A 24,327-nucleotide genomic window follows, 5' to 3' on the forward strand; every position below is an offset into this window, starting at 1 on the left:
AACTATTTCTCTAACCCTAAAGGGAATAATACATTATGACTTTCTTTAATTTATGAATATCTTTGAACTTTAAAATAACTAAAGACAGAACATGCAGATTAATTTGCTTTGTATTGGCAAAACAGACGATAAGGAAATCACTTCTTTAATTAATTATTACCTGAAACGCCTTCCCAAACACTGGAATTTTGAAATTATTGAAATTCCTGACGTAAAAAATGCGAAAAACCTTTCTCCGGATCTTTTGAAAAAAGAAGAAGCAAAACTGTTTATGAATCACATCGACAGAACTGATCTCGTGATGATTCTGGATGAAAAAGGAAAACAGTTTACCAGCCGGGAATTTGCACAGAAAATTGATAACTGGATGAATTCCTCAGTGAAAAAAATTCATCTGTTAATTGGCGGAGCTTACGGATTTTCGGAAGAAATATACACCAGAGCCAATGAAAAAATGTCATTATCTAAAATGACATTTACACACCAAATGATCCGGTTATTTATCGTTGAACAAGTCTATCGTGCCGATCAGATTCTACAGGGAAAACCTTATCATAACGATTAAAACTTCAACTAATCTAAACTTTTAAATTAATCTGTCTTTTTGCCTCACCTACCACAAACGCAACGGAATTCGCAATATTAAAACTTCTGATTAATTTTGACATTGGAATGGTCAGATGATTTTTAAAACGATCTAAAACATCTTTACTCAAACCAACACTTTCTTTTCCGAAAACAAGCCAGTCCCCATCTTGAAAATCAGTTTCCAGATAGGACTTTTCAGCGTGTGAACTCATCAGGAAAACACGGGACAAATCAGGAATAACCTTCATCCATTCATCTACATTTTCATATTCGGTAACATCAAGGTGAACCCAATAATCTAAACCTGAACGTTTCAAATTTTTATCATCAATTACAAACCCAAACGGATGAATGAGGTGCAATTTACTTTCGGTTCCTACGCATAGTCTTCCGATATTTCCTGTGTTGTTGGGGATTTCCGGTTCTACAAGAACAATGTTTAGCATGATATTTTTTTACTGACTGCAAAAATAGCTAAAACAAATCAGGTTTTGGCTAAAGCCTATTTTTATTTATAAAAAACGAAAACGGGCTAAAGCCCGTCCCTATTGATGCTTTCAATTAATTTTTAGTATAAATTAAAATTATTTTTTGATTTCACATTTAGCATATTGCTCCAGCAACAAAGGCTTTTCATATCCTAAACTTACCGCTTTATCTAAGCTCGCACATGCCTCTTTTGGTTTTGCTGTTTCAAATAAAATCAACGCTTTATTTACGTGAGCCTGAGCAAACTTAGGGTCAATTGCAATTGCTTTGTTTACATCGGCAAGAGCTTCTTTATTTTTCTTTAATTTAAAATAAACATCCCCTCTCCCGCTGTATAAAAGCGATTCAGGTTTTTCTGAGATTAATGTATTGTAATCTTTTAAAGCACCTTCCAGATCGCGGCTATTCTTTTTAAGATTTGCCAATCCTGTTCTTGCATAGATATTGTCTGGCGCAAAAGTTAAAATATGATTTAAATCTTTTGCTGCTAAATCTTTCTTGCCTAAATTTTCATACACTTTAGCACGGGTAAGATACATATCGGCATTTTCAGGCTCAATTTGAAGACCTTTGTTAAGATAATCAATTGCTGCCTGCTTATTTCCTTTCTGACCGTGAATAGAGCCTAAATTGGCATACACCGCAGCCGACATAGGGTTAGATTTTAAAGCAGATTCATAAGATTTAAAGGCAGAAGTTGTTTTGCCTAGTCTTCTTTGAGCAGTACCCAAATTATTGTAGTATTCTGACTGTAATTTTTGAATTTTTTCACTTTGAGCCAATTTAGAATATTCCTCTTCGGCACATTTATAATCTGCTTTTTGGAAGCAGTCCTCCGCCGTTTTTTTATCCTGTGCGTAGAAATTACCTGCTGTAAAAGCTACTGCCAGAATGAATAGATGTTTTTTCATATAGAATTATTTTGCTTGTTGATCACTTTTTTTGCGAGTGCGCCAAAAATTACGCCCAATAAAGATCCAACAAACGCTCCTACCAAAATATCTATCGGGAAATGCACTCCTAAATAAATGCGGCTATACGATACAACGACAGCCCACACAAATATAGCATAAGGAAACCATTTAATTTTATTTTTTAACAAAATACTAAGGTAAGATGCCAAAAGGAATGTGTTGGAAGCATGTGCAGAGTAAAATCCGAACTGTCCGCCACACTTTACGATTCTCATGTGATGCTCTAAAGTGGGGTCATGACAAGGTCTTAATCTTGCCACTCCAAACTTAAAAATACTGGCTAACTGATCTGAAACAGTAACCCCGATTGCTATGAATATCAGGATAAAAATTAATGATTTTACCTTGTAATTCTTATACAAAAAATAACATAAAATAATGTATAAAGGAACCCAGATCCAGGTGCTGGAAATGAGCATCCAAAATTGGTCGAAAGAAGAATTTCCCAAATTATTGAGAAACAAAAAGACCTTTTTATCTTCCTGAACGATCTCCTCCATGTATTATCTGCTTACAGGACCTTCGTAAGATTCGTCGTCAGAAGGCTTTAGTTTAGGAGCTTCGTCTGATATTTTTGGTTCAGAAATAACATCTTTATCAATATCTTTCATCGGATTAAAATCTTTTGCAGCATCTTTTACCTTTTCGATTTCGCGCTTAATCTCAGAAACGGGATTGTCTGTTTCTTTCATGATTTCAGTTTTGATGTCTTCCACTGCGCCACGCATTTTTCTTACACCCGACCCTAAGTCACGCGCAATCTGAGGAAGTTTATCAGGTCCGAATAATACGACGATCGCAACTGCAATCAATGCCATTTCTCCAATGCTTAATTCCATGATGTAAAATTACAAAAGATATATGAATCTGAATGTGAAATATTAATTTTTAATAAAATATTAAGTTTAGGGTAATTTTACACCTTTCTTTATCAGTTTAATACGTTTAAAATCCTTTAATAATGACGTTTATATGTATTGATACATTATGTTTATTCAACAACATCTTTCCGGATTTCTTTTTTCTTAAAATTAAAATAGGTAAGAAAAACACTTATTGCCATTAAAATAAATGCCAAAAAGAACGGCGCACCCGGAAATCTGAATGATGATGTTTTTTCACTGAAGTGATAAAAAAGATTCGTCATCAACGGTGGACCGATTGTAGAAGTTATACTCATTAAACTTGTTAAAGCACCTTGCAATTCACCTTGCTCATTCGCCGGAACACCTTTAGAAATAACGGATTGCAGCGAAGGACCGCAAATTCCTCCTAAACAATATGGAATAAGAATTACAAACATCATCCAGCCTTCTGTGGCAAACGAAAACAGCAACATTCCTATTGCATATAAAGCAAGACCGATGTAAATACTTTTATAATCACCTAATTTCGGAGCTGTCCATCGTATCAAAAATCCCTGAACAACTGCTACCAAAAAACCGACAACGCCTAATGAAATTCCGACGGTCAATTCTGTCCATTTAAACTCAGCCATGGTAAAATAACTCCAGTTTGTCTGTACGGCATGACCTGCGATATATACCAAGAAAAGCGTTAAAACCAATCCCGAAAGTTCAGGATGCTTTAGTAAAAATTTAAATGAACCGATAGGATTTGCGCGCTTCCAGTCGAATTCTCTTCTTTTGTCTTTATCTAAACTTTCAGGGAGAATAAAATAGCCGTAAAGGAAATTTATCAGACATAAAACTGCCGCTGCATAAAAAGGAACTCTTGCACCGAAATGTCCCAAAACGCCGCCCAAAAGAGGTCCTATGATAAATCCCAGTCCAAAAGCTGCCCCGATCAATCCAAAATTCTTAGAACGGTCTTTATCCGTAGAAATATCTGCGATATAAGCACTTGCCGTGGTAAAACTTGCTCCTGTGATTCCGGCAATGATCCTTCCTACAAAAAGCAATCCGATGGTGGGAGCCAAGGCAAGAAAAATATAGTCGACAGCAAATCCAAAAAGGGAAATCAGAATAATCGGTCTTCTTCCGTATTTATCACTTAAATTTCCGATAACCGGAGAAAAAAGAAATTGAGTAAAAGCATACGCAAAACCAAGCCATCCACCGTATTTTGCCGCTTCATTTACGCTTCCGTGAATGAGTTCCTCGATAAGCTTTGGAATTACCGGTATAATAATTCCCAATCCGATTACATCTATTAAAAGAGTAATGAATATAAAACCAATTGCCGCTTTTTTCTTCGAGTTTTCCATAACCTTGCAAAAATAATCAAATCCAGAAAATAATGATTCTAAATTAAGAACAAATGAAAATGTGAATAGTGAAATAAAAACAACTTACATCCACAAAAAAAGCCTTTCAATCTGAAAGGCTTTTTCTTATTTATTGTAGTATAAATTATTTTGAAGCAAGTACTTCTTTATTAGAAGTCGTTTTTCCGTGTACTTCATCTTCTTTTCCTGTTTTAAGGAAGTCGTAAGCGATTGCCGACGCAACGAAGATGGATGAATAGGTACCGAAAGCAATACCGATTAACATGGCAAACATAAATCCTCTCAGGTTATCTCCACCAAAGATAAAGATTGCCAAAATTACAAGGATCGTTGTAAATGAAGTATTGAATGTTCTACCCAATGTACTTGAAATAGAGTCATCAAACAATCCAGCCAATGTTAAAGATTTTTTCTCTCTTAAATATTCTCTAATTCTGTCGAAGATAATTACGGTATCGTTAATTGAATATCCTAATACCGTCAAGATCGCAGCCACAAAATCCTGGTTAATTTCCATGTTGAACGGCATATATTTGTGAAGCAATGAATACGCTCCCAAAATAATAACCGCATCGTGGAATAATGCCGCAACAGCACCCAATGAGAATTGCCATTTTCTAAATCTTACCAAGATATAGATAAAGATACCTCCCAAAGCAGCTACTACTGCAAGAATACCGTGAGTTTTGATGTCATCTGCTACTGTAGGTCCTACTTTTTCAGAAGATACAATTCCTGCATGTTCTTTGTCGGCAGATTTGAAATCACTTAATGTTATATTTGAAGGTAAACTTGATTTCAAACCTTCATACAATTTCTGTTCTACAGTCTGGTCAGCTTTCAGAGATTCATCTTCAATAAGGTAATCTGTAGAGATTTTCAATTGCTTAGAATTACCAAAAGTTTTAGCTTCTACAGAAGAATTCTTACCATCTTCCGTCTGGAATATTTTTACTAATTTACTTTCAACATCTTCAGCATTTACATCTTTATCAAATCTTACCACGTAGTTTCTACCCCCTGTAAAATCGATTCCGTATTTAAATCCGTGAATCGCAATCGATGCAATACAAACCACTGTTAAAACAGCTGAAACGATGTAAGCATATTTTCTTTTTCCGATAAAATCGATCCAAGTATTTCTGAAAAGGTTCTTCGTTGGAGCCGTCCAAACAGAAAGGCCTTTTCCTTTGTTCAATCTAGAGAAGATCATTACTCTTGAAAGCAATACGGAAGTAAAGAATGTCATTAAGATACCAATTCCTAATGTTAAAGCAAATCCTTTGATTGGACCTGTTCCGAATAAGAAAAGTACACCTGCCGTTAATAATGTCGTTAAGTGACCATCGACAATTGCACTTAATGCATGTTTGAAACCGTCTTTATAAGCCTCTAAGATACTTTTTCCTGCAAATAATTCTTCCTTCGTTCTTTCGTAAATAATTACGTTTGTATCAACTGCCATCGCCATTGTAAGTACAATACCTGCGATACCCGGAAGCGTTAATGTAAAGTCTCCGGAATCCATAATTCCGAAAATATAGAATAAGTTGACAATCATCGCAATTACAGCGTATACCCCTGCACCACCATAATAGAAAATGATATAAACGATAATAATTAAAAATGCAATAGCAAATGACATAACTCCCGCATCAATAGACTCTTGTCCTAATGACGGACCTACCTGAGTAGCCTGAACAACTTTTGCACCTGCAGGCAATTTACCAGCACCTAATACATCAACAAGTTCTTTCGCTTCTTCCTGCGTATAGTTACCGGAAATTCTTGTGCTTCCGTTAGGAATTACACTCTGTACATTCGGTGCACTGTATACTCTGTTATCAAGCGTAACTGCTACAGGCTTCTGAATGTTTTTCTCAGTTAAAGTTTTCCAGTCTTTCGCTCCTTTAGAATCCATCTGCATGCTAACTTCGATTCTTCCAAGTTCGTCATAGCTGATGCTTGCTTTTTCTACAGAACCATCAACCGGTGCTTTTTGGTTGATACTTCCTCTGATTGCATATAGAACCAAACTTTCACGATCTGAATCGTCCGGTTTGTAACCCCACATGAACTGAGTATATTTAATATTAGCCGGACGTAATGTCTGAGCTATTTTACTATTTAAAATTTTGTTTACAACAGCTGTATCAGACAATTTAACGCTTCCTACTGAGCTTGGATTTGCTGATTTACCACCTTGTAATAAATTCATGAAGTTTACATTTTTTGCAACTCCGATAGAATCTCCTTTCGTAGCAACTGCTGCACTTAATGATTGGAAATAAGGCGCAATTTCAGGAATCTGCTGTACTTCCCAGAACTGAAGTTTTGCAGAAGTCTGAAGCATTTTCTTCACCTTATCGATGTCCTTCATACCAGGCATTTCCACAGAAATTCTAGCGGTACCAGGTACTCTCTGAACATTCGGCTGGATTGCTCCCAACTTATCAATTCTTGTTCTGATAACTTCAAAAGCAGTACCTACAGAAGCATCAATTTTTCTTTTAACAATGCTTTTTACCTGATCATCAGGCGTATTGTACTTTACCTCAGAAAGACCAGTGTTTCCGAAAAGTTCCGGATCTGCCAATTTTAGATTTGTACCTTTTGCTTTGTTGATGGCATCAAACTGATCAAAGAAATTATCGATGTAAGCCTTGGTAGAGTTTTTCTGAACTTCATCGGTTTTGTTTAAAGCCTCGATAAGGATCGGGTTGGTAGAATAATTTGTAAGATCATTCACAAGATCTCTCTGATTAATCTCCAAAAGAACGTTAATCCCCCCTTTTAAGTCAAGACCAAGCTTCATTTCTTTGTCTTTAGCTCTTGAATAATAAAGCTTTGTAAAACCAAGATTCAGAGTATCTTCCTTCAGTCGTTTGATCTCTTTCTCGTTTCCGTTCGCAGCCTCAATCTGCGATTCAATTTTGCTGGCGTACCAGGTTGGTAAAAGCTCGTTTAAGCAGATCAACCCCAGGACAATAGCAACAATTGTAATAAGTCCTTTTCCTTGCATTTTGTTATAACTACGTTAAATTAAGTCGGCAAATATAATCATTTTATTGAATTTTATGAATTATTAACAACAGAAATCGTTTATTTTCAGATATATCGGTATTGTTATTTGGATTTCAGATTTAATAATTTTTTGAGAGTATTGTAGTGAATTTTTCAAATTTTGATTGGTATGAAATTTTCATTCAGATTTAATACACTAAATATCAAAATATTATGAAAAAACTACTTTTTATGGGAGGGATTTTTTCTTCTCTAATCCTTAATTCGCAGACAATCGCTCTGCAGGAATTTGCTACCGGGTTTACCGCTCCGGTAGAGATTGTGAATGTAAACGACAACAGGCTTTTTGTTGTGCAGCAGAACGGAATTATTAAAATTGTACAACCTAACGGAACTGTGAATTCGACTGATTTTCTAAATATCAGTTCGAAAATCACTTATGGGGGAGAAAGAGGACTTTTAGGAATGGCATTTCACCCGCAATACTCGACTAATGGGTATTTTTTTGTGTATTATAATAATACAGCAGGAAATATTACGGTAGCGAGATACACGGTAACTGCCGATGCAAATGTTGCTGATCCTGCCACCGAAAAGATTATATTAAACATTCCAAAACCTTTCGATAATCACAATGGAGGAAGTATTCATTTTGCTCCAGACGGAAATCTGTGGGTGGTAACCGGTGATGGAGGAAGTGGCGGAGATCCCAACAATAATGCACAGAATAAAAATTCTTTGTTAGGAAAAATGTTAAGAATTGATGTAAATGCTACAGGAGCTTATAATATTCCTTCGGGTAACCCTTTTGTGGGTGTAGATGGTGCTGATGAAGTATGGGCTTACGGATTGAGAAATGCCTGGAAATTTAATTTCGATACCGTTTCAGGAAATGTGATGATTGCCGACGTCGGACAGGGGCAGATTGAAGAAATCAACAGAATGCCGATAACTCAGGCAGGAATCAATTACGGATGGCGTTGCTATGAAGGAAATAACAGTTACAATACAACAGGTTGTGCGGCTCAGTCAACGATGACTTTTCCGGTTTCGGTCTATGATCATTCGGGAGGTAAATGTTCTATTACGGGAGGTTATGTGTACAGAGGCTCGCTCTATCCCGCATTACAAGGAAAATATATTTTCGCAGATTATTGTTCTACACAAATTGGAATATTAAATACAGACAATTCAATTACGTGGACGCCAGCTTTTACAGGAAATAATTTCTCAACCTTCGGAGTTAACAATCAAAATGAATTATTTGTAGCAGCAGTGAATAACGGAAAAATATTCAGAATAACCACAAGCGGGACTTTATCATCTTTAGAAACAGATAATTTATCACAGATCAGAATTTATCCTAATCCTGCTTCTGAAAAAGTTTTCGTTGAAGGATTAACAGACCAAAATATTTCCGCTGATATCATCAGTACGGAAGGAAAAATTATATTAAAATCTGCTAAAGTCGAAAATGATGGAAGTATTGATATCACAGGAATTCCTGCGGGCGTTTATTATCTCAATTTAAAATCCGGGGATTTACGATCTTACAGTCAGAAATTAATTATCAAATAAAAATATTTTCAGACATTTTTGAAAGCCTCAAACATTTGGTTGGGGCTTTTTTAATAGATATAAAATAAAAAATATCGGCAAAATCAATAGTAATCTGATGGGTAAAGAGAATCTTTCCACTTCATTATCGAACAAATAATTGGGAACAAGCGTTACAAGTAGAAAAGAAATAATAAAAAATGCGATTTCTAAATTTGATAATTTTCCTGTTTTTTCTTTTTTCATTGTAAACTTTGAACTTAAGATCCAAAAAGCCAAAAATAAAATCATAAAAGGAAATGTCCAGATTCTATAGGTATCATATGCTACCGCATGAAGCAATAAAGGAAGAATTGAAATAGCCACTACAATACCAAATAGTTGTAAATTATATTTCAGCTTAAATTCTCTAAAAATCATCCATATTGAAAATAAAATTGGAATACCATAAAAAATCGTTCCTTTTGAGAGAAATATCCTTTGTATAAAACTACTACTTTCCTCTTTGAAGTAATAGCTGAAACTTTTGGTATATGCTGAGGAAACTGAATCAGCAGTTTTTTCTGAGATAAAAGGAACTTCTTTTAAATACTTAACAATCACAGAAAAATGGATTTCATTATTAGTTTCCTGAAAAGTAGAAATTAAAATTGTCGTTGCAACGGGCAGTGCTAAAAAAAGGATGAGCTTTTTTAAAATAATACTAGAAAATATATTTTTCAAAGAAAATCTTTCAACAGAAATTTCATTGACTATTAAAGCAAAGCAACTGATTGGCAGCATCAAAAAAAATGAAATTTCATGAATAAAAATACTGAACATTGCGACGATTGGTGCAAGAAATAACTTCTTTCGTTTGATCAGAAAAATAACTAAAATCGTTAGCAAAAAAACCACATGATCCAAATATCCAATCAGATGTGCAGAAAAAATAATGTACTGTGAAAGAAAAAACATCAGAAAAAACAATATTCTGTAAAAACTATTTTCCTGTTGATAAATTTCCTTTAACGCAATATTGAAAATCAAAACATACAACAGAAACAATATTCCTGCAGAAAGAATTAAAATAGAAAATTCAGTTTTCTCAAAAAGTAATCCGAAAATTTCTCCTGCCAGCCCTCTTTTAGTAAAACCAAACCTGTAATCCATCATCCAGTGAGCTTCAGACCAGTCGTTTGGTGACCTCAACGTTTTTAAAACACTAAAAATCAGTGAATACACAAAAAGTACAAACAAGAGAACTTTCCTGTTCATCTATTTAGATTGTCATTGAGAAAATTCTCGTTTCCGGTTTGTTCCTCATCATTCTAAGATCAAAAACCATTGCTACATTTCTTGTAAATGCTCTCCCTTTTTCTGTTATCTGAATATGATGATCATTAATTTCAACCAATTCATCTTTTTCCATTTCCTTTAACATTTCAAAGGCATTTTCTAATTCAGGGAAAGAATTATTAACATCGAAAGTTGTTTCAAGCTGACACATTAAATTCAAAATATGTCTTCTTACCGTAAGATCTTCTTCATTCAGAATATGCCCTTTTACAACAGGAATTTCACCTTCTTCAACTGCTTTTTGATACTCCTCCACCGTTTTTACATTTTGTGCAAAAGCATACCAGGAATCTGAAATGGCAGACATCCCCAAACCAACCATCAGCTGGGTTTTGCTTGAAGTGTAACCCATGAAATTTCTGTGAAGCTTTTTTTGAATTAAAGATTGGTACAAGTCATCATGTTCCAAAGAAAAATGATCCATTCCAACTTCGATATAGCCTAATTCTTCCAGCAGTTTTTTACCATCCTCGTATAAACGGCGCTTTTCTTCACCGCTCGGTAAATCATTTTCATCAAAACCTCTTTGTCCAACCCCTTTTACCCACGGAACGTGTGCGTAAGAATAAAATGCCAGACGATCAGGCTTTAATTCCATTGTTTTGCGGATGGTATTTTCCATGGCTTCCCAGGTCTGGTGCGGAAGTCCGAAAACCAAATCATGACTTATTCCTCTATAACCAATTTCCTTAGCCCATTCCGTCACTTCCTTCACCTTCTCAAAAGGCTGAATTCTGTTGATGGCTTTCTGAACTTTCGGATCATAATCCTGTACTCCAAAACTCACTCTTCTGAAGCCAAGATCATACAAAGTGGTAAGATGTTCTCTCGTTGTATTATTTGGATGACCTTCGAAAGAAAATTCCTGATGTTCTGCAATATCAACCGTTTCGAAAATTCCTTCCAATAAAGTTTTTAAATTCTTAGGAGAGAAAAAAGTCGGAGTTCCTCCACCTAAATGAAGTTCCTTCAGTTTTGGTTTTTCATTGAAAAGCTTCAGGTATAGGTACCATTCTTTCAATACACTTTCAAGATATGGAATTTCAACGCTGTGCTGTTTTGTAATACGCTTATGGCACGCACAAAACGTACATAAAGCCTCGCAGAAAGGCAGGTGAATATAAATAGAAATTCCTTCTTCTGCATTCGTTTCCTTAAAAGTTCTGATTACACTTTGTTTCCACTGTTCCGGAGAGAAAGAATTTTCGTCCCAATAAGGAACTGTAGGATAAGATGTATATCTTGGTCCCGGAATATTATATTTATCTATTAAAGAATTCATTGTAAATGTAAAATTTTAACATGAACTTCCAAATGGAAATTCATTATGCAAAATTAAATATATCTGATGAATTTTGAACTATGAAATATATTAGTCTCTTTTTTCGAAATTTATAATGAGTCTAAATACTTTTATTTAATTTAATTAGCAGATTTCAGCTTCATCACGGAGATTTTATCCTTTCCTGCAAAGACAATTGTATTTCCATCAACCCATTCGCAGACAAAAAATCCTTTTTCATCAGAAATTTTTTTCCACGTTTTTCCAAAGTCTGAGGAATAACTGATGTGTTGATCGCCAACAGAAATTATTTCTTTTCCTTTAGAATTTGGTTTAATTTTAACACAAGTCGTATATCCTGCATTTTTTCCGGAAGCCTGAATCTGCCATGTTTCACCACCGTCGTTGGTCGTTGCAATATTATTGATGTTTGCCTCTTGTTTTGTGTAATCTCCACCGACTGCAATTCCGAATTTATCATCCAGAAAATCTATAGAATACATTCCCTGAGAAGATTCTCCCTGAATAATCGGAGTGTTGAAAACTTCAATTTTTCCACTGCTTAAATTCAACCTTAAAATTCTTGAAGCTTTTCCTCCTGTTGCAATCCAAACATTTTTTTTTGTTGAAGCAATATTTGTATTACTTGCAGCAAAAGCGGCTTCGCCCTGATTCAATTTTACATTATTTGAAAAAAAGCTCCATTCTCCATTTTTGTACATTATTAATTTCAATCTATTATCATCAGTATCACTAAATGCAAAAGCCAATTTATTATTTACAAAATGAAATGCATCATAAAACGCTGCTTTACTCACATCCGAAAACTTATTTTGATATTTTAAAGTTTTTTTATCAATTGTAAAAAAATAAGCTGGACTTTCAATATTTACCGTGTAAAAAGAATCCTGATCCTGTGCCAGTGTCCTAAACTGTAGTTTTTCATCAGATAATTTAATCTGTTTTTGATTTTTAGAATCTTTTAAATCAACAAAACCAAATTTAGAATCGGTTCCGCTGTACCAGACTTTGTTGTCATAGATTTCTAAAGCTCGGATGCTTATTTTATCATTTAAAATCGTTTCGAAACTTTCGATCTGTTGAGAAAATGTAGAAATTCCTAAGAATATCAATAAAAAGGGTAAAATCTTTTTCATACTCACAAAAATAAAAAATCCACAGAATTCTGTGGATTTTAAGTTGATATTTTTTAATCTAAATCATGTTTTTCTAAAGGCTCCTGTTCTGCTTTGAACGTTTCGCCATAACCGACTTTATGAAGTTTACTGTTTCTAAGACTGTAGCCGAAATAAATAACTACTCCTAAAGCAAGCCACGCTAATGAAAGGTATTTTGCTTCATGGCTTAAGTTCCAGATCAGATAAAGATTGATACAGATTCCTAACGTTGCAATAACAGGTAAAGCAGGAACTTTAAATGTTCTCGGCATATTTGGTTCTTTTTTTCTTAGGATCCATACTGCTACACACACCATTGTAAAAGCAAACAAAGTTCCGAAACTTGTCATATCCGCTAATTTACTAATCGGCGTTAATGATGCAACCGTTGCAATAATAATCCCTAAAAGCATTAAGCTTTTTGCCGGAGTTTTTCTTACCGGATGAACATCGCTGAACATTTTAGGAATTAAACCGTCTTTAGACATTCCTAAGAAAATTCTTGACTGTCCCATTATCATAACCATTAATACAGAAATCAAACCTACTGTCGCTGCAATCGTAATGATGTAACCAGCCCAACCTTGCCCTGCAATTTCAAATGCATAGGCTACAGGAGCTTTAATGGCATCAGGAAATTTCCCCTGAGGATTAAAGTCTGTATAATGCATCATCCCTGTAAGTACCAGAGAAACTAAGATATAAAGAACTGTACATACCAAAAGTGAAACGATAATCGCAAAAGGAACATCTTTCTTAGGATTGATAGCTTCCCCTGCCTGTGTAGAAACCGCATCGAAACCTACATAAGCAAAGAAAATTGCTGCAGCACCTGAAATAATTCCTTGAATTCCGTATGCTTCTTTAATATTATCACCTTCCATAACCTTTGTTACAGCAGGAATAAAAGGACTCCAGTTATCTGTATTAATAAAGAAAACACCAGCAATAATAACAAATAAAACTGCAGAAACCTTCATAATTACAATCATGTTATTCGCTTTTGCTGCTTCTTTTGTTCCTTTGATCAAAATAGAAATTACAAATAATACAATTAGAAAAGCAGGAAGATTTAGCATCAATTTATAACCAAATAATTCAGGTGCTGAATTATAGCTAGTAATAATCTCTTGAAGCTGATTAAACTTTTCAGTGCTTAAATTACTTTCTTTTATCGCTTTTGTAGCTTCTATAAACGCACCTCTTCCTGTTCCGGGATCAGTCGTTAACCATGTAGGAAGATGAAGACCGAACATTTTCAGCAATTTATTAAAATAACCTGACCAGGAAACCGCCACCGTCATAGAACCCATCGCATATTCGAGGATAAGACCCCAACCGATGATCCATGCAAAGATTTCACCTACAGTTCCGTATGCATAAGCATAAGCCGAACCTTCTACAGGCAAAATAGATGCAAATTCTGAGTAACATAATGCTGCAAATACACACGCAATTCCGGCAATAACGAAAGAAAGTGCTAATGCGGGTCCTGCATGATAGTATGCTCCTGTACCTGTAAGTACAAAAATTCCACCACCGATAATAGCTCCGATTCCGATAGCTGTAAGACTCCATTTACCGAGTACTCTTTTGAGCTGACTGCTTTTCATATCATTTTCGAAAGCACTCATCGGTTTTTTGGTCCAGATTTTAGACATATTTTATTATTTATTAAAGATTTACGAAAATATAAAAAATTTAGAAACATTAACGTTTATTGATAAACTTTAAACATTAATTTTAAATATTAAAACTTAAAAATCTGATTTTCATATTGGTTAAACCATTTTCAGAACTCTTATTTTTTGTTTATTTTTGACGTCATGAATGTATACGATCTTTTCGTAAAACCCTACGAAAGCTACACTATGACACAGATTCTCATGGAAGCCACCGCTTCAGTTTTCGGAATTCTGAGTGTTTATTTTTCTATTAAAAAAAATATATGGGTATATCCTACGGGAATTATTTCTACTTTACTTTATGTTTATATTCTTTTCAACTTCGGATTGTTGGGAGATTGTCTTATTAATGTTTATTACACGGTGATGAGCATTTACGGATGGATCTTGTGGGGCAAAAACTCTAAAGACAACATTCATGTCGAAGTAACCTGGGCTTCAAAAAAAGAATGGCTCTATGGAATTTTACTTTTTGCTTTTAGTTTAATCTTAGTAACCGTAATCTATTATTACAAACCTTATATTGATAATCATTTTTCGATGGAAGGCACAACGCTCGGATTGTATCATCTGGATTGGGGAAATTGGCTCGACGTGATTACTACCTCCATATTCTTAGTCGGAATGTGGTTTATGGCGAAAAGACGCATAGAAAACTGGATTTTCTGGATAGTAGGAGACTTTATCTGCATGCCGATGATGATTTATAAAGAGCTCGGAATCACTTCGGTTCAATATTTGGTATTTACTATAATGGCGATCATTGGATACGTCAATTGGAAAAAAAGTTTTAACAAAAAAAGTACAATAAAGTCATGAAAAATTTATTAAAAATAGCATTCAGCATTTTCACAATAGCTAGTTTAACCTCTTGTGTAGCCTATTCAGACGGATATGCAAGCGGATACGGAGATCCATATTATGATAACGGAAATTATTATGCCCCACAGGGATATTACGGGGATGGCGGATATTGGGGTAACGACGGATATTATTACAGAAATAATTACAATTATTACTATGATAGTGGTATGCCTTATTATTATCAAAACTATAATAATTCGAGAAGAAAAGTTTACATTGATAGAAGATCGAACAGCGGAACAAATTCTAACGGAACAGTTTCTGCAAGACCCAATAACGGTTTTAGAGGTGGTGTGAACGACGGAACAAATGGTAATTACAGAAACAATAGTAATTCGAATAGTGGAAGTTTTAGGAATCAGAATAATCAGGGTGCAGCGCCTGTAAGAAATCAAAACAGCAATAGCGGAGGTTTTAGAAATAATAATTCTACTAATTCTAATACCAACTCTAACAGAGGTTTCAGAAATAATTCAACAAACAGCAATACCAATACAAACAATAATTCCAACAGTGGCGGTTTCAGAAATAATTCAGGAACAAGCACACCGCAAAATTCCACTCCTCAGCAAAGTACCCCAACTAGAAGCGGAGGTGGATTTAGATAAAACGATTATAAATAAGAGAACGGGCAGCTAACACTGTTCGTTTTTTGTTTTAATTGTAGTAATTTTGCACGTTCATTTTTACACAAAAACAATATGGAATTTTATAAATATCAGGGTACAGGAAATGACTTTGTCATGCTGGACAATCGTTCCGGGGAATGGGATGATCTTTCAATCGAAAATATTCAAAAATTGTGTGACCGACGTTTCGGTATTGGTGCAGACGGATTAATTAAAATTAATTCGGCAGATGGTTATGATTTTGAAGTTGATTATTATAATTCCGACGGCTCTAAGAGTTTCTGTGGAAACGGTGCCCGCTGCTCGGTTGCTTTCGCTTTTTTCCTTGATATTTTTGAAGGCAACTGTAAATTCACTGCAATTGATGGAGAACACGTTGCCGAAATTCACAACGGCATCGTAAAATTGAAAATGTCTGATGTAAATACCATTTCTAACGACGGTGAAGATACAGTAATGAATACCGGTTCACCACATTATGTAAAATATGTGGATGATTTGGTAAATTACAATGTTTTTGCAGAAGGAAACGGCATCAGAAATTCTGAAAATTATAAAGAAAAAGGCATCAACGTCAACTTTGTTGAGAAAATTACGAACGATGAAATTTTCGTAAGAACCTATGAACGAGGCGTTGAAGATGAAACTTACAGTTGCGGAACAGGAGTTACAGCTTCAGCTTTAACTTTTCTTGAAAATAACAATCTAATCTCCGTAAAAGTTAAGACTTTAGGCGGAAATCTTAAAGTATATGCTGAAAAAAGCGGAAATTCTTTCCAGAACATTTGGTTGGAAGGTCCCGCAAAACAGGTTTTTAAAGGGAAAATTGATCTTATTTAAAAACAAAAACTTTTAATCGACATTCAATGAAAAAAGCTATTCTCATAATCATCCTGCTTGTATTTGTAGTAGGCGGATTTTTTGGATTTAAATTTTATAATAAATATTACGGAAACAATATTGAAAAAGACGGATATGTTTTGATTCCTCACAATGCGAATTTTAAACAAATCCTTGATTCTGCGGCAAAATATGTTGACGATAAAGAATCTTTCGAAGCTGTTGCTAAAGAAAAAGATTTAGAAAAATCTTTCAAAGCAGGTCGTTATCATTTTCAGAAAGGATTGGGAAACTCCAATTTGGTGAATATGATTAAAGCAGGAAATCAAAGCGAGAACAGTTTCAGAATCGGTGATTTTGGAGATATGTATCAAATGGTGGGCAAAGTCACAAAAAAAACAGAACTCGATTCTTTACAATTTGTACAAGATCTTAACGCAATTGCTGAAGAAAAAGGTTACAGCAACGCTGAGGATTTAAAGAAATATTTTTTTATTGATACCTATAATTTTTTCTGGACCGTAACTCCGAAAGAATTTTTCAAAAAATTCGACGATCAGTATAATGAATTCTGGAACAGCGAAAGAAAAGCACAGGAACAACAATCGGGTTTAACGCGAGATCAGATTTATGCTTTGGCATCTATTGTGTATAAAGAATCGGGGGGCAAAAAAGATGAAATGAGAACCATTGCAGGATTATATCTTAACCGTTACAGAAAAAATATGAAATTACAATCTGACCCGACGGTGATTTATGCTATTAATAAACAAACCAACTTTAAGGAACAAATCAAAAGGGTTTTTTACAAACACCTGAAAACTATGTCTCCATACAATACTTATGCAAATAAAGGGATTCCTCCGGGACCGATTTGTATCGTAGATAAAAACTCGGTTGATGCTGTTTTGAATGCTGAAAAAAATGACTATATTTTTATGTGTGCCGATCCTGCAAGATTCGGATATCATAAATTCACAGCGAGTGCAGAGCAACATGCAATCAATGCAAAAGCCTATCAGGACTGGCTTAATTCTAAAAATATAAAATAGAAAGTAAATTTAACTTTATTTTAACAATATAATAATTAACATTTAGCTTCACAGAGCGACATATACCTTATAAATAATAAACTTAATCTTAATAATACGAGCATAATCAATTAACACATTCGTAATATTAAGCAAAATCTTTCACGATTTTACACAAAAAAATACCTTATGAATCAGACGGAAATCATTAACATTTTTACAAAAAAAACCTTGGGGCTTACTTTTGTACTTTCGGCAGCAGCTTTTGCTTTTGCCCAGGATAAAGTGGGAACAACAGGAACTATTGTAAATAAAAGTAATCAACCGGTTCCTTATGCTTCTGTTACCTTCAGTAATAAAGCGAATAAACTGCTCAGCGATGCAACGCTAACCGACGAAAAAGGACAATACAAGCTTGAACTTACTCCAGGAAACTATGATATCATCATAGAAGCAATTGATTACAAGAAAAGTGTTATTAATAAGCAAATTACTGCAGCAGGAAACATCGGAGCCCTATCCATCGAGCCTGAAGTAAGCGCTACCAATATCAAAACAGGAGACATTCAGGGAGTTGTCATTACTGCACAAGCTACCAAACCTTATAAAGTAGAATTAGATAAAAGAACATACGACCCTTCTCAGGATATTGTAAGCAGAGGAGGAAATCTTCAGGATGTACTTTCTAACGTACCTTCTGTTTCTGTGGATACTGACGGGACTGTTTCTATGAGAGGAAGTTCCAATGTGAGATTCTTGATTAACGGAAAACCTTCTGCTCTTCTTGGAATTGATGATGGTGCTAATGCTTTGCAAAGTATTCCTGCCGATCAGATCGAAAAAATTGAAGTAATTACCAACCCTTCTTCGAAATTCGAAGCAAGCGGAACTGCAGGTATTTTAAATATTATTTTAAAGAAAAGCAAAAAGACAGGATTTAATGGAAGTGTAACAGGTACATTAGGATATTTACCTCAAACGAACTTAAATGCTAATCTTAACTGGAGAAAAGGAAATCTTACATGGTTTTTAAACGGTGGCGGTGGCTATAGAGAATCTAAAAATACCCAGAGAAATAATGCTACTTACTTTAATGCCGTAAATCTTACAGACCGATTAAAAGCAGACCAAGAATCTATTACGAAAAGTAAAAACGATAACTATAATGCTTCGACAGGTTTCGTATATGATTTTTCTGATAAAACATCAATCAATGCATCCGGAACAGTAAGAACTTTTGATAGCCAAAATGATGGAACCGTTGATTATAATTATCTTTTATTAAACGGAAGTACCCCTTTTACACTAAGAAAAAGTACCGGTTCTAATAACAATCTTGCCTTTCAGGGAGATTTTGGTTTAGATCATAAATTTGATGATAAAGGACAGAATTTATCATTATCATTAAGTTTGCAAAGAAGCAGATCGTATAACGATACAGATGTTTTACAGACAGATAACAACATTTTCACGCTACAAAATATTATTGATCAAAATACGGTTAATAAAACTTTAATCGGAAAGGCTGATTACGAACTTCCTATCGGTGAAAATTCTAAGTTGGAAGCTGGTTATAGATTAGACATCAATCAGAATACCTATAGTAATGATGTTTCACAGAAAACTCCTATTGTCAATGCTTTTTTCTTCTTGCCTGACTTTACGTATGATGCTCTTTATAAAGAGACATTTAATGCAGGTTATGTTCAGTTTAAAAGTAAAATCGGTAAATTGGGTTATCAATTAGGTTTGAGGAACGAAAATTCTCAGGTAGAAATAAAATACCAAAACTTAAATCCGCTATCGCCAATTATTGATAAATCTAAGAATTATAATAACTTATTTCCAAGTGTTTTCTTAAGTTACGAAATTGCCAAAGACAATCAGTTCTTGGTTAATTATTCAAGAAGAATTGATCGTCCTAGATCTTTCTTTTTAATTCCAAATCCAAGTTATAATGATAACCAAAACATTTTTGATGGAAATATTGATCTGAATCCTTCCTATGTAGATTCTTATGAATTCGGCTATAGTATTTCGAAAAATAAATTTACGATTAATCCTACTCTATATTTCAGACATTCTACAGATGATGTAAAAATGTTGGTTTTTGCCGCTGATGATGGAGCTTTTCATACAAAGCCAATCAATTTAGGAACAGATGATCGGTATGGTTTAGACTTAAACTTTAATTGGGATGCTACAAAATGGTTAAAATTATTAGGAAATGTTGATTTATTCGGATATAAAACGACAGGAATTTTTTCTGATCCTAATGTAGTTGACAAACCGTTATCTTTTGAAGGTTCTGGTTTCTCTACAAGAGCAAGATTAACGACAACTTTTAAAGTTGATAAAACGTTTAGTTTCCAATTTCAGGGAAATTACAGAGGAGCGCAGAAATCTCAAAATCAAGATAGAAAGGATTTGTATTCTATCAACTTTGGGGCTTCAAAAACAGTGCTGAATGGTAACGGAACAGTAAGTTTCAACATTCAGGATATTTTCAATACCAGAGCAATGAGAAGCGTTACAAAAACAGCTGATTTCGATAGAGAATCTTATATGCAATGGCAGCCTAGACAGTTTGCTTTATCCTTCACTTACAGATTCAAACAGGGTGAAAAAATAGAGCAGCCGAAGAGAAAGAAAGATGTTAATTCTAATGCTACAGGCGACGACCAACAAGGTCCGATGTAATTTTATAACATACAAACAAAAATCCCGAAATTACTTTCGGGATTTTTTTATTTTACTGTTTCGGCTTTTTCTAGTTTTGCCATTTCCGCTTCATAGATTCTTTTTCTCAAATCGCTGGAGGAAAATCTGTGGTCTCTTTTGTTATAAAAAATTTCGATTCCTTTTTCCTCACAGTATTTTTTTCCTGTGAAATCTCTGTCAAGATAGTCATCACCGATGATTCTTACATCAATTACGAAAGACTTTAAAATATCCTGAAGATCTTCTTCCGTATAGTAAGGAATAATCTCGTCTACTGCGTTTACCGCTTTTAGCTGAATATATCTTTCTACGATAGTCTGAGTCGGTTTATTTTTAGTCGGACGGTCATGAGACGGATCGATCTGCAAACCTACGATAAGATAATCGCAAACTGTTTTAGCCTCTTCAAGCATCTTAATGTGTCCCGCATGAAGCAAATCGAATGAGGAAAACGTAATACCTATTCTTTGTGTTTTCATAAATAAATTCTTTTTTAGTTTAAAATTTCGCCGAAATAAATGTTCTTTTAAAAGGGTAAAATACAGGAGATTCGGGGAAAGTATTTTTCAATTCTTTTTTGTAGTCTTCTTTAAATTTTTCTTTCAGATCTTCATCTGTAAGCTTTTCTATGTAAGGAATCATTGCGGTTCCTGAAGCCCATGTAAAAATAGCTTCTGCATCCTGCATTACGTGAGGATATACTTTTTCAAAAACCGTGATTTCGCTTCCTTTATTATCAAATAATATTTGAGCATAATCTTCAATTTTTAATACCGTATATTCTCTTGTCCAGGAATTGTAAGCTGATTTGTAAGGCTCGGTTTCAGCCACTTTTCTCAGTAACTGATGAACGATAAATTCATGATTAGACGGAATCTGAACTGCCAATTGTCCGCCTTTATTAATTTTACTGATGATTCCCGGAAACAATTCTTTATGATTATTACACCATTGAATTGCCGCATTGGAAATAATAAGATCAAAAGTATCATTTATATTCAATTGATCTTCAATGCTTCGCTGAATAAATTTCAGTCGGCTGGTTTCAAAATGATTAGCCTTCTCAAGCATTTCTGCAGAAGAATCAATTCCGGTAACTTTAGAATCCTGTAAATAATCAAGCAATTTTGATGTCAATTCACCTGTTCCGCAACCTAAATCGATTACAGAAAGATTATCTTTCGATTCAACCAAATTCAGCAGATCAACAAAAGGCGCTGAACGTTCGTTTTTAAACTCGTCATAAACTTCAGGATTCCAAGCCATATTTATTTTTTAAGAGTTTTTTGATTCTAAATATTTCTGCCATTGCCAAACTGTTCGCAAAGCTTCTTCCAATGAAGTTTCAGACTTCCAGTTGAGTTCTTTTTCAGCTTTATCTACGTTCGCATACGCAACAGTAATATCACCTTCCCTTCTTTCACAAATTTGATAAGGAACTTCCACCTTATTGGCAATTTCAAAAGCTTTTACCACTTCCAAAACAGATGAACCATTCCCTGTTCCAAGGTTGAAAATATCAATTAAAGCCTCATCAGAATTATCATTTATGAGTTTCTGTAATGCCTTAACGTGAGCTTTAGCAAGATCTACAACATAAATATAATCACGAACCGCCGTTCCGTCTTCCGTAGGATAATCATCACCCCAAATACTCAATTTTTCACGTATGCCTGCAGCAGTCTGCATTACATAAGGAACCAGATTATTGGGAACTCCGATTGGTAATTCGCCAATTAATGCTGAAGAATGTGCTCCAATTGGATTAAAATATCGTAACAACGAAATTTTTCGGTGATATGCTTTTGCAAAATCAATTAAGATTTCTTCGCCCATTTGTTTTGTCTTTCCATAAACGCTTTCAGGCATTTTTAATGGTGTATTTTCATCAATCGGCATCGTTTCAGCCTGACCGTAAACCGTGCAAGAAGAACTGAAAATAAAATTAGAAATTCCCCTTTCTTTGAATTCCTGCAAAATATTGATTAACGAAAACAAGTTATTTTCATAATAATCAACCGGTTTCAGCTGACTTTCGCCCACGGCCTTTGAAGCTGCAAAATTGATACATCCCTCAATCTGGTGCGCATCGAAAACCTGCGTCAATAATTCTTTTCTCCGAAGATCAAAAGGATAAAAAATGGGCCTTTTTCCTGTAATTTCCTCAATATTATATAAAATAAATTTCTCTGAATTTGATAAATCATCAACGATTATCACTTCAAAGCCGTTATTAATCAGCTCAACAACTGTGTGAGAACCAATATATCCTAAGCCTCCCGTTACGAGTATTGCCATTTTTTTAATTATATTTTTTAATCATTATGTGTTCCTATTGAATCTATTTCGTTTTTTGTTGGATGATGTTTACAATAATTTATAAATATTGCTGGTCCAACAACAAATAATATGCTTACAAATAGAAAAGACCTGATGTATAATCCTAAATCTGGATTTTTTCCATATTTACCATACCAAAAACAAAGAAACATTTAAGTACTTAAACATATTTCTAGATTCTTTAAAAATACATACAAAAGCAGTAATTAATAATGGCAATATTGTAAAATACAATATATAAATAGGTATTTCAAATGCAGCATAAGCCTCTTCGATTCGATAACCTCTTAATAAAATATTAAATACATGGCATATATAAAATATCATCCAACATAGAATAAATATTATTGTAAAAAAATAAGTAAACTTATTCTTTAATATTCTTTCATCGTGAAGCATATCTTTAGCTCATAAATTCCAACACAGCATCCGTAATATACTTCAACTGCTCATCATCCAATTCCGTGTGCATCGGAAGAGAAATTACCTGATCCAACAACTTATCTGTATTTACAAAATCTGCATCGTTACTTTCCTGATAATATGCTTTTTGCTTTCTCAATGCTACAGGGTAATAAATCATTGCCGGAATTTCTTTTTCCGTTAAAAATTTCTGTAATTCGTTACGTTTGCCGTTAAGAATTCTTAGTGTATATTGGTGAAAAACGTGACTTGAATATTCCGCTCTTTTCGGCGTTAGAATATTTTCGTTCTCAGCAAAAGCTTCATCGTAATAATCTGCGGCTCTTCTTCTCGCATCGTTATAAGAATCAAGATTCGGAAGTTTTTTTCTTAAAATTGCAGCCTGAATACTGTCTAATCTTGAGTTTACTCCAACCTCATCATGATAATATCTTTCATACATTCCGTGGTTTACAATTCCTCTTAAACGGTGAGCCAACTCATCATTATTCGTGAAAATCGCTCCACCGTCACCGTAGCAACCTAAGTTTTTAGATGGAAAAAAAGAAGTAGTTCCTACCGTAGACATGGTTCCTGCCTGTCTAACCATCCCATCAGAAAAAGTAAATTCAGAACCGATTGCCTGAGCATTATCTTCGATGACGTATAAATTATGTTCTTCAGCAATCTTTAAGATTTCTTCCATATTGGCACACTGTCCGAAAATATGTACTGGAATAATCGCTTTTGTTTTTGGAGTAATTGATTTTTTAATCGCCTCTGTTGAAATGGTAAAAGTATCATAATCAACATCCACCAAAACTGATTTAAGTTTCAATAAATGAATTACTTCCACAGTTGCCGCAAACGTAAAATCTGCCGTAATTATCTCATCTCCTTCCTGTAAATCCAATCCCATTAAAGCAATCTGCAACGCATCTGTCCCGTTAGCACAAGGAATAACGTGTTTTACATCCAGATAAGTTTCCAATTCATTCTGGAAAGACTTTACTTCAGGTCCGTTGATAAAAGCTGCCGAATCCATTACATTTAAAACTGCATTATCTACATCATTCTTTATCTTGTAATACTGACTTTGTAAGTCAACCATCTGAATTTTTTTCATAAACAAATATT

The 24,327-nt window shown here is 34.4% G+C and carries 21 protein-coding genes; 7 read left to right on the top strand and 14 right to left on the bottom strand.

Annotation, left to right across the window (positions count from 1 at the left end; all coding sequences use genetic code 11):
- The first annotated feature begins 91 nt into the window (after positions 1-91).
- Positions 92-565 (top strand): 23S rRNA (pseudouridine(1915)-N(3))-methyltransferase RlmH, encoded by a 474-nt coding sequence (locus tag ASG22_RS02305; RefSeq protein ID WP_055979894.1) that lies wholly within the window; start codon positions 92-94, stop codon positions 563-565.
- 13 nt (positions 566-578) lie between these two features.
- On the opposite strand, the gene ASG22_RS02310 is transcribed toward ASG22_RS02305, so the two are convergent.
- The 6 genes from ASG22_RS02310 to ASG22_RS02335 form a co-directional block, all read right to left on the bottom strand.
- Positions 579-1,034 (bottom strand): tRNA (cytidine(34)-2'-O)-methyltransferase, encoded by a 456-nt coding sequence (locus ASG22_RS02310; protein WP_055979897.1) that lies wholly within the window; start codon positions 1,032-1,034, stop codon positions 579-581.
- A gap of 138 nt (positions 1,035-1,172) precedes the next feature.
- Positions 1,173-1,988, bottom strand: a complete 816-nt coding sequence (locus ASG22_RS02315) for a tetratricopeptide repeat protein (protein WP_055979899.1) — start codon at positions 1,986-1,988, stop codon at positions 1,173-1,175.
- Positions 1,985-2,551, bottom strand: a complete 567-nt coding sequence (locus ASG22_RS02320) for a phosphatase PAP2 family protein (RefSeq protein WP_055979902.1) — start codon at positions 2,549-2,551, stop codon at positions 1,985-1,987. The genes ASG22_RS02315 and ASG22_RS02320 overlap by 4 nt, the downstream gene beginning before the upstream one ends.
- A gap of 3 nt (positions 2,552-2,554) precedes the next feature.
- Positions 2,555-2,890, bottom strand: coding sequence for a twin-arginine translocase TatA/TatE family subunit (locus ASG22_RS02325; protein WP_055979905.1), 336 nt, complete (start codon positions 2,888-2,890; stop codon positions 2,555-2,557).
- Between the two features lie 152 nt (positions 2,891-3,042).
- Positions 3,043-4,353, bottom strand: coding sequence for a TCR/Tet family MFS transporter (locus tag ASG22_RS02330; protein WP_082504903.1), 1,311 nt, complete (start codon positions 4,351-4,353; stop codon positions 3,043-3,045).
- 70 nt (positions 4,354-4,423) lie between these two features.
- Positions 4,424-7,321 carry a protein translocase subunit SecDF gene (locus ASG22_RS02335; RefSeq protein WP_055979911.1) on the bottom strand — a complete coding sequence of 966 codons (2,898 nt, stop codon included), beginning with the start codon at positions 7,319-7,321 and terminating at the stop codon, positions 4,424-4,426.
- A 215-nt stretch (positions 7,322-7,536) separates the two neighbouring features.
- Here ASG22_RS02335 and ASG22_RS02340 point away from each other — a divergent pair, with 215 nt between their 5' ends.
- Entirely contained in the window at positions 7,537-8,901 is a 1,365-nt protein-coding gene (locus tag ASG22_RS02340; RefSeq protein ID WP_055979916.1) for a PQQ-dependent sugar dehydrogenase, read from the top strand.
- Positions 8,902-8,928: 27 nt separating this feature from the next.
- On the opposite strand, the gene ASG22_RS02345 is transcribed toward ASG22_RS02340, so the two are convergent.
- The 4 genes from ASG22_RS02345 to ASG22_RS02360 all read right to left on the bottom strand — a co-directional run bounded on the left by ASG22_RS02345 (position 8,929) and on the right by ASG22_RS02360 (position 14,339).
- Positions 8,929-10,137: a hypothetical protein gene (locus tag ASG22_RS02345; protein ID WP_055979919.1), complete on the bottom strand. Its 1,209-nt coding sequence runs from the start codon at positions 10,135-10,137 to the stop codon at positions 8,929-8,931.
- A gap of 4 nt (positions 10,138-10,141) precedes the next feature.
- Positions 10,142-11,500: an oxygen-independent coproporphyrinogen III oxidase gene (gene hemN, locus ASG22_RS02350; RefSeq protein ID WP_055979921.1), complete on the bottom strand. Its 1,359-nt coding sequence runs from the start codon at positions 11,498-11,500 to the stop codon at positions 10,142-10,144.
- Positions 11,501-11,640: 140 nt separating this feature from the next.
- Positions 11,641-12,657: a WD40/YVTN/BNR-like repeat-containing protein gene (locus ASG22_RS02355; protein ID WP_055979924.1), complete on the bottom strand. Its 1,017-nt coding sequence runs from the start codon at positions 12,655-12,657 to the stop codon at positions 11,641-11,643.
- 53 nt (positions 12,658-12,710) lie between these two features.
- Positions 12,711-14,339 (bottom strand): APC family permease, encoded by a 1,629-nt coding sequence (locus ASG22_RS02360; protein ID WP_055979928.1) that lies wholly within the window; start codon positions 14,337-14,339, stop codon positions 12,711-12,713.
- A 165-nt stretch (positions 14,340-14,504) separates the two neighbouring features.
- Here ASG22_RS02360 and pnuC point away from each other — a divergent pair, with 165 nt between their 5' ends.
- From pnuC to ASG22_RS02385, 5 genes are all read left to right on the top strand, one after another.
- Positions 14,505-15,182 (top strand): nicotinamide riboside transporter PnuC, encoded by a 678-nt coding sequence (gene pnuC / locus ASG22_RS02365; protein WP_055979931.1) that lies wholly within the window; start codon positions 14,505-14,507, stop codon positions 15,180-15,182.
- Positions 15,179-15,835 (top strand): hypothetical protein, encoded by a 657-nt coding sequence (locus tag ASG22_RS02370; protein WP_055979933.1) that lies wholly within the window; start codon positions 15,179-15,181, stop codon positions 15,833-15,835. Before pnuC ends, ASG22_RS02370 begins: the two co-directional genes overlap by 4 nt.
- 93 nt (positions 15,836-15,928) lie before the next feature.
- On the top strand, positions 15,929-16,696 hold the full coding sequence (gene dapF, locus ASG22_RS02375; protein ID WP_055979936.1) for a diaminopimelate epimerase: 768 nt from the start codon (positions 15,929-15,931) through the stop codon (positions 16,694-16,696).
- 26 nt (positions 16,697-16,722) lie between these two features.
- Positions 16,723-17,748, top strand: coding sequence for an endolytic transglycosylase MltG (gene mltG, locus ASG22_RS02380; RefSeq protein WP_055979940.1), 1,026 nt, complete (start codon positions 16,723-16,725; stop codon positions 17,746-17,748).
- 168 nt (positions 17,749-17,916) lie between these two features.
- The gene (locus ASG22_RS02385) at positions 17,917-20,427 is read left to right on the top strand and encodes a TonB-dependent receptor domain-containing protein (protein ID WP_055979943.1); all 2,511 of its coding nucleotides are present in this window, start codon (positions 17,917-17,919) and stop codon (positions 20,425-20,427) included.
- 47 nt (positions 20,428-20,474) lie between these two features.
- Here the strand turns inward: ASG22_RS02385 and ASG22_RS02390 are convergent, their stop codons facing one another.
- From ASG22_RS02390 to ASG22_RS02405, 4 genes are all read right to left on the bottom strand, one after another.
- Positions 20,475-20,927, bottom strand: a complete 453-nt coding sequence (locus ASG22_RS02390) for an adenylyltransferase/cytidyltransferase family protein (RefSeq protein WP_055979946.1) — start codon at positions 20,925-20,927, stop codon at positions 20,475-20,477.
- Positions 20,928-20,946: 19 nt separating this feature from the next.
- On the bottom strand, positions 20,947-21,714 hold the full coding sequence (locus tag ASG22_RS02395; RefSeq protein WP_055979949.1) for a methyltransferase domain-containing protein: 768 nt from the start codon (positions 21,712-21,714) through the stop codon (positions 20,947-20,949).
- 9 nt (positions 21,715-21,723) lie between these two features.
- Entirely contained in the window at positions 21,724-22,746 is a 1,023-nt protein-coding gene (galE, locus tag ASG22_RS02400) for a UDP-glucose 4-epimerase GalE (RefSeq protein ID WP_055979951.1), read from the bottom strand.
- Positions 22,747-23,191: 445 nt separating this feature from the next.
- Positions 23,192-24,316, bottom strand: a complete 1,125-nt coding sequence (locus tag ASG22_RS02405) for a DegT/DnrJ/EryC1/StrS family aminotransferase (protein ID WP_055979954.1) — start codon at positions 24,314-24,316, stop codon at positions 23,192-23,194.
- Between the last annotated feature and the right edge of the window lie 11 nt (positions 24,317-24,327).

Source organism: Chryseobacterium sp. Leaf405 (genome assembly GCF_001425355.1).
Lineage (GTDB): Bacteria > Bacteroidota > Bacteroidia > Flavobacteriales > Weeksellaceae > Chryseobacterium.

Excerpts from the sequence above, each read along its gene's own strand:
- ASG22_RS02305 (WP_055979894.1), top strand. The coding sequence starts at position 92 with ATGCAGATTAATTTGCTTTGTATTGGCAAAACAGACGATAAGGAAATC.
- ASG22_RS02310 (WP_055979897.1), bottom strand. The coding sequence starts at position 1,034 with ATGCTAAACATTGTTCTTGTAGAACCGGAAATCCCCAACAACACAGGA.
- ASG22_RS02315 (WP_055979899.1), bottom strand. The coding sequence starts at position 1,988 with ATGAAAAAACATCTATTCATTCTGGCAGTAGCTTTTACAGCAGGTAAT.
- ASG22_RS02320 (WP_055979902.1), bottom strand. The coding sequence starts at position 2,551 with ATGGAGGAGATCGTTCAGGAAGATAAAAAGGTCTTTTTGTTTCTCAAT.
- ASG22_RS02325 (WP_055979905.1), bottom strand. The coding sequence starts at position 2,890 with ATGGAATTAAGCATTGGAGAAATGGCATTGATTGCAGTTGCGATCGTC.
- ASG22_RS02335 (WP_055979911.1), bottom strand. The coding sequence starts at position 7,321 with ATGCAAGGAAAAGGACTTATTACAATTGTTGCTATTGTCCTGGGGTTG.
- ASG22_RS02340 (WP_055979916.1), top strand. The coding sequence starts at position 7,537 with ATGAAAAAACTACTTTTTATGGGAGGGATTTTTTCTTCTCTAATCCTT.
- ASG22_RS02345 (WP_055979919.1), bottom strand. The coding sequence starts at position 10,137 with ATGAACAGGAAAGTTCTCTTGTTTGTACTTTTTGTGTATTCACTGATT.
- hemN (WP_055979921.1), bottom strand. The coding sequence starts at position 11,500 with ATGAATTCTTTAATAGATAAATATAATATTCCGGGACCAAGATATACA.
- ASG22_RS02355 (WP_055979924.1), bottom strand. The coding sequence starts at position 12,657 with ATGAAAAAGATTTTACCCTTTTTATTGATATTCTTAGGAATTTCTACA.
- ASG22_RS02360 (WP_055979928.1), bottom strand. The coding sequence starts at position 14,339 with ATGTCTAAAATCTGGACCAAAAAACCGATGAGTGCTTTCGAAAATGAT.
- pnuC (WP_055979931.1), top strand. The coding sequence starts at position 14,505 with ATGAATGTATACGATCTTTTCGTAAAACCCTACGAAAGCTACACTATG.
- ASG22_RS02370 (WP_055979933.1), top strand. The coding sequence starts at position 15,179 with ATGAAAAATTTATTAAAAATAGCATTCAGCATTTTCACAATAGCTAGT.
- dapF (WP_055979936.1), top strand. The coding sequence starts at position 15,929 with ATGGAATTTTATAAATATCAGGGTACAGGAAATGACTTTGTCATGCTG.
- mltG (WP_055979940.1), top strand. The coding sequence starts at position 16,723 with ATGAAAAAAGCTATTCTCATAATCATCCTGCTTGTATTTGTAGTAGGC.
- ASG22_RS02385 (WP_055979943.1), top strand. The coding sequence starts at position 17,917 with ATGAATCAGACGGAAATCATTAACATTTTTACAAAAAAAACCTTGGGG.
- ASG22_RS02390 (WP_055979946.1), bottom strand. The coding sequence starts at position 20,927 with ATGAAAACACAAAGAATAGGTATTACGTTTTCCTCATTCGATTTGCTT.
- ASG22_RS02395 (WP_055979949.1), bottom strand. The coding sequence starts at position 21,714 with ATGGCTTGGAATCCTGAAGTTTATGACGAGTTTAAAAACGAACGTTCA.
- galE (WP_055979951.1), bottom strand. The coding sequence starts at position 22,746 with ATGGCAATACTCGTAACGGGAGGCTTAGGATATATTGGTTCTCACACA.
- ASG22_RS02405 (WP_055979954.1), bottom strand. The coding sequence starts at position 24,316 with ATGAAAAAAATTCAGATGGTTGACTTACAAAGTCAGTATTACAAGATA.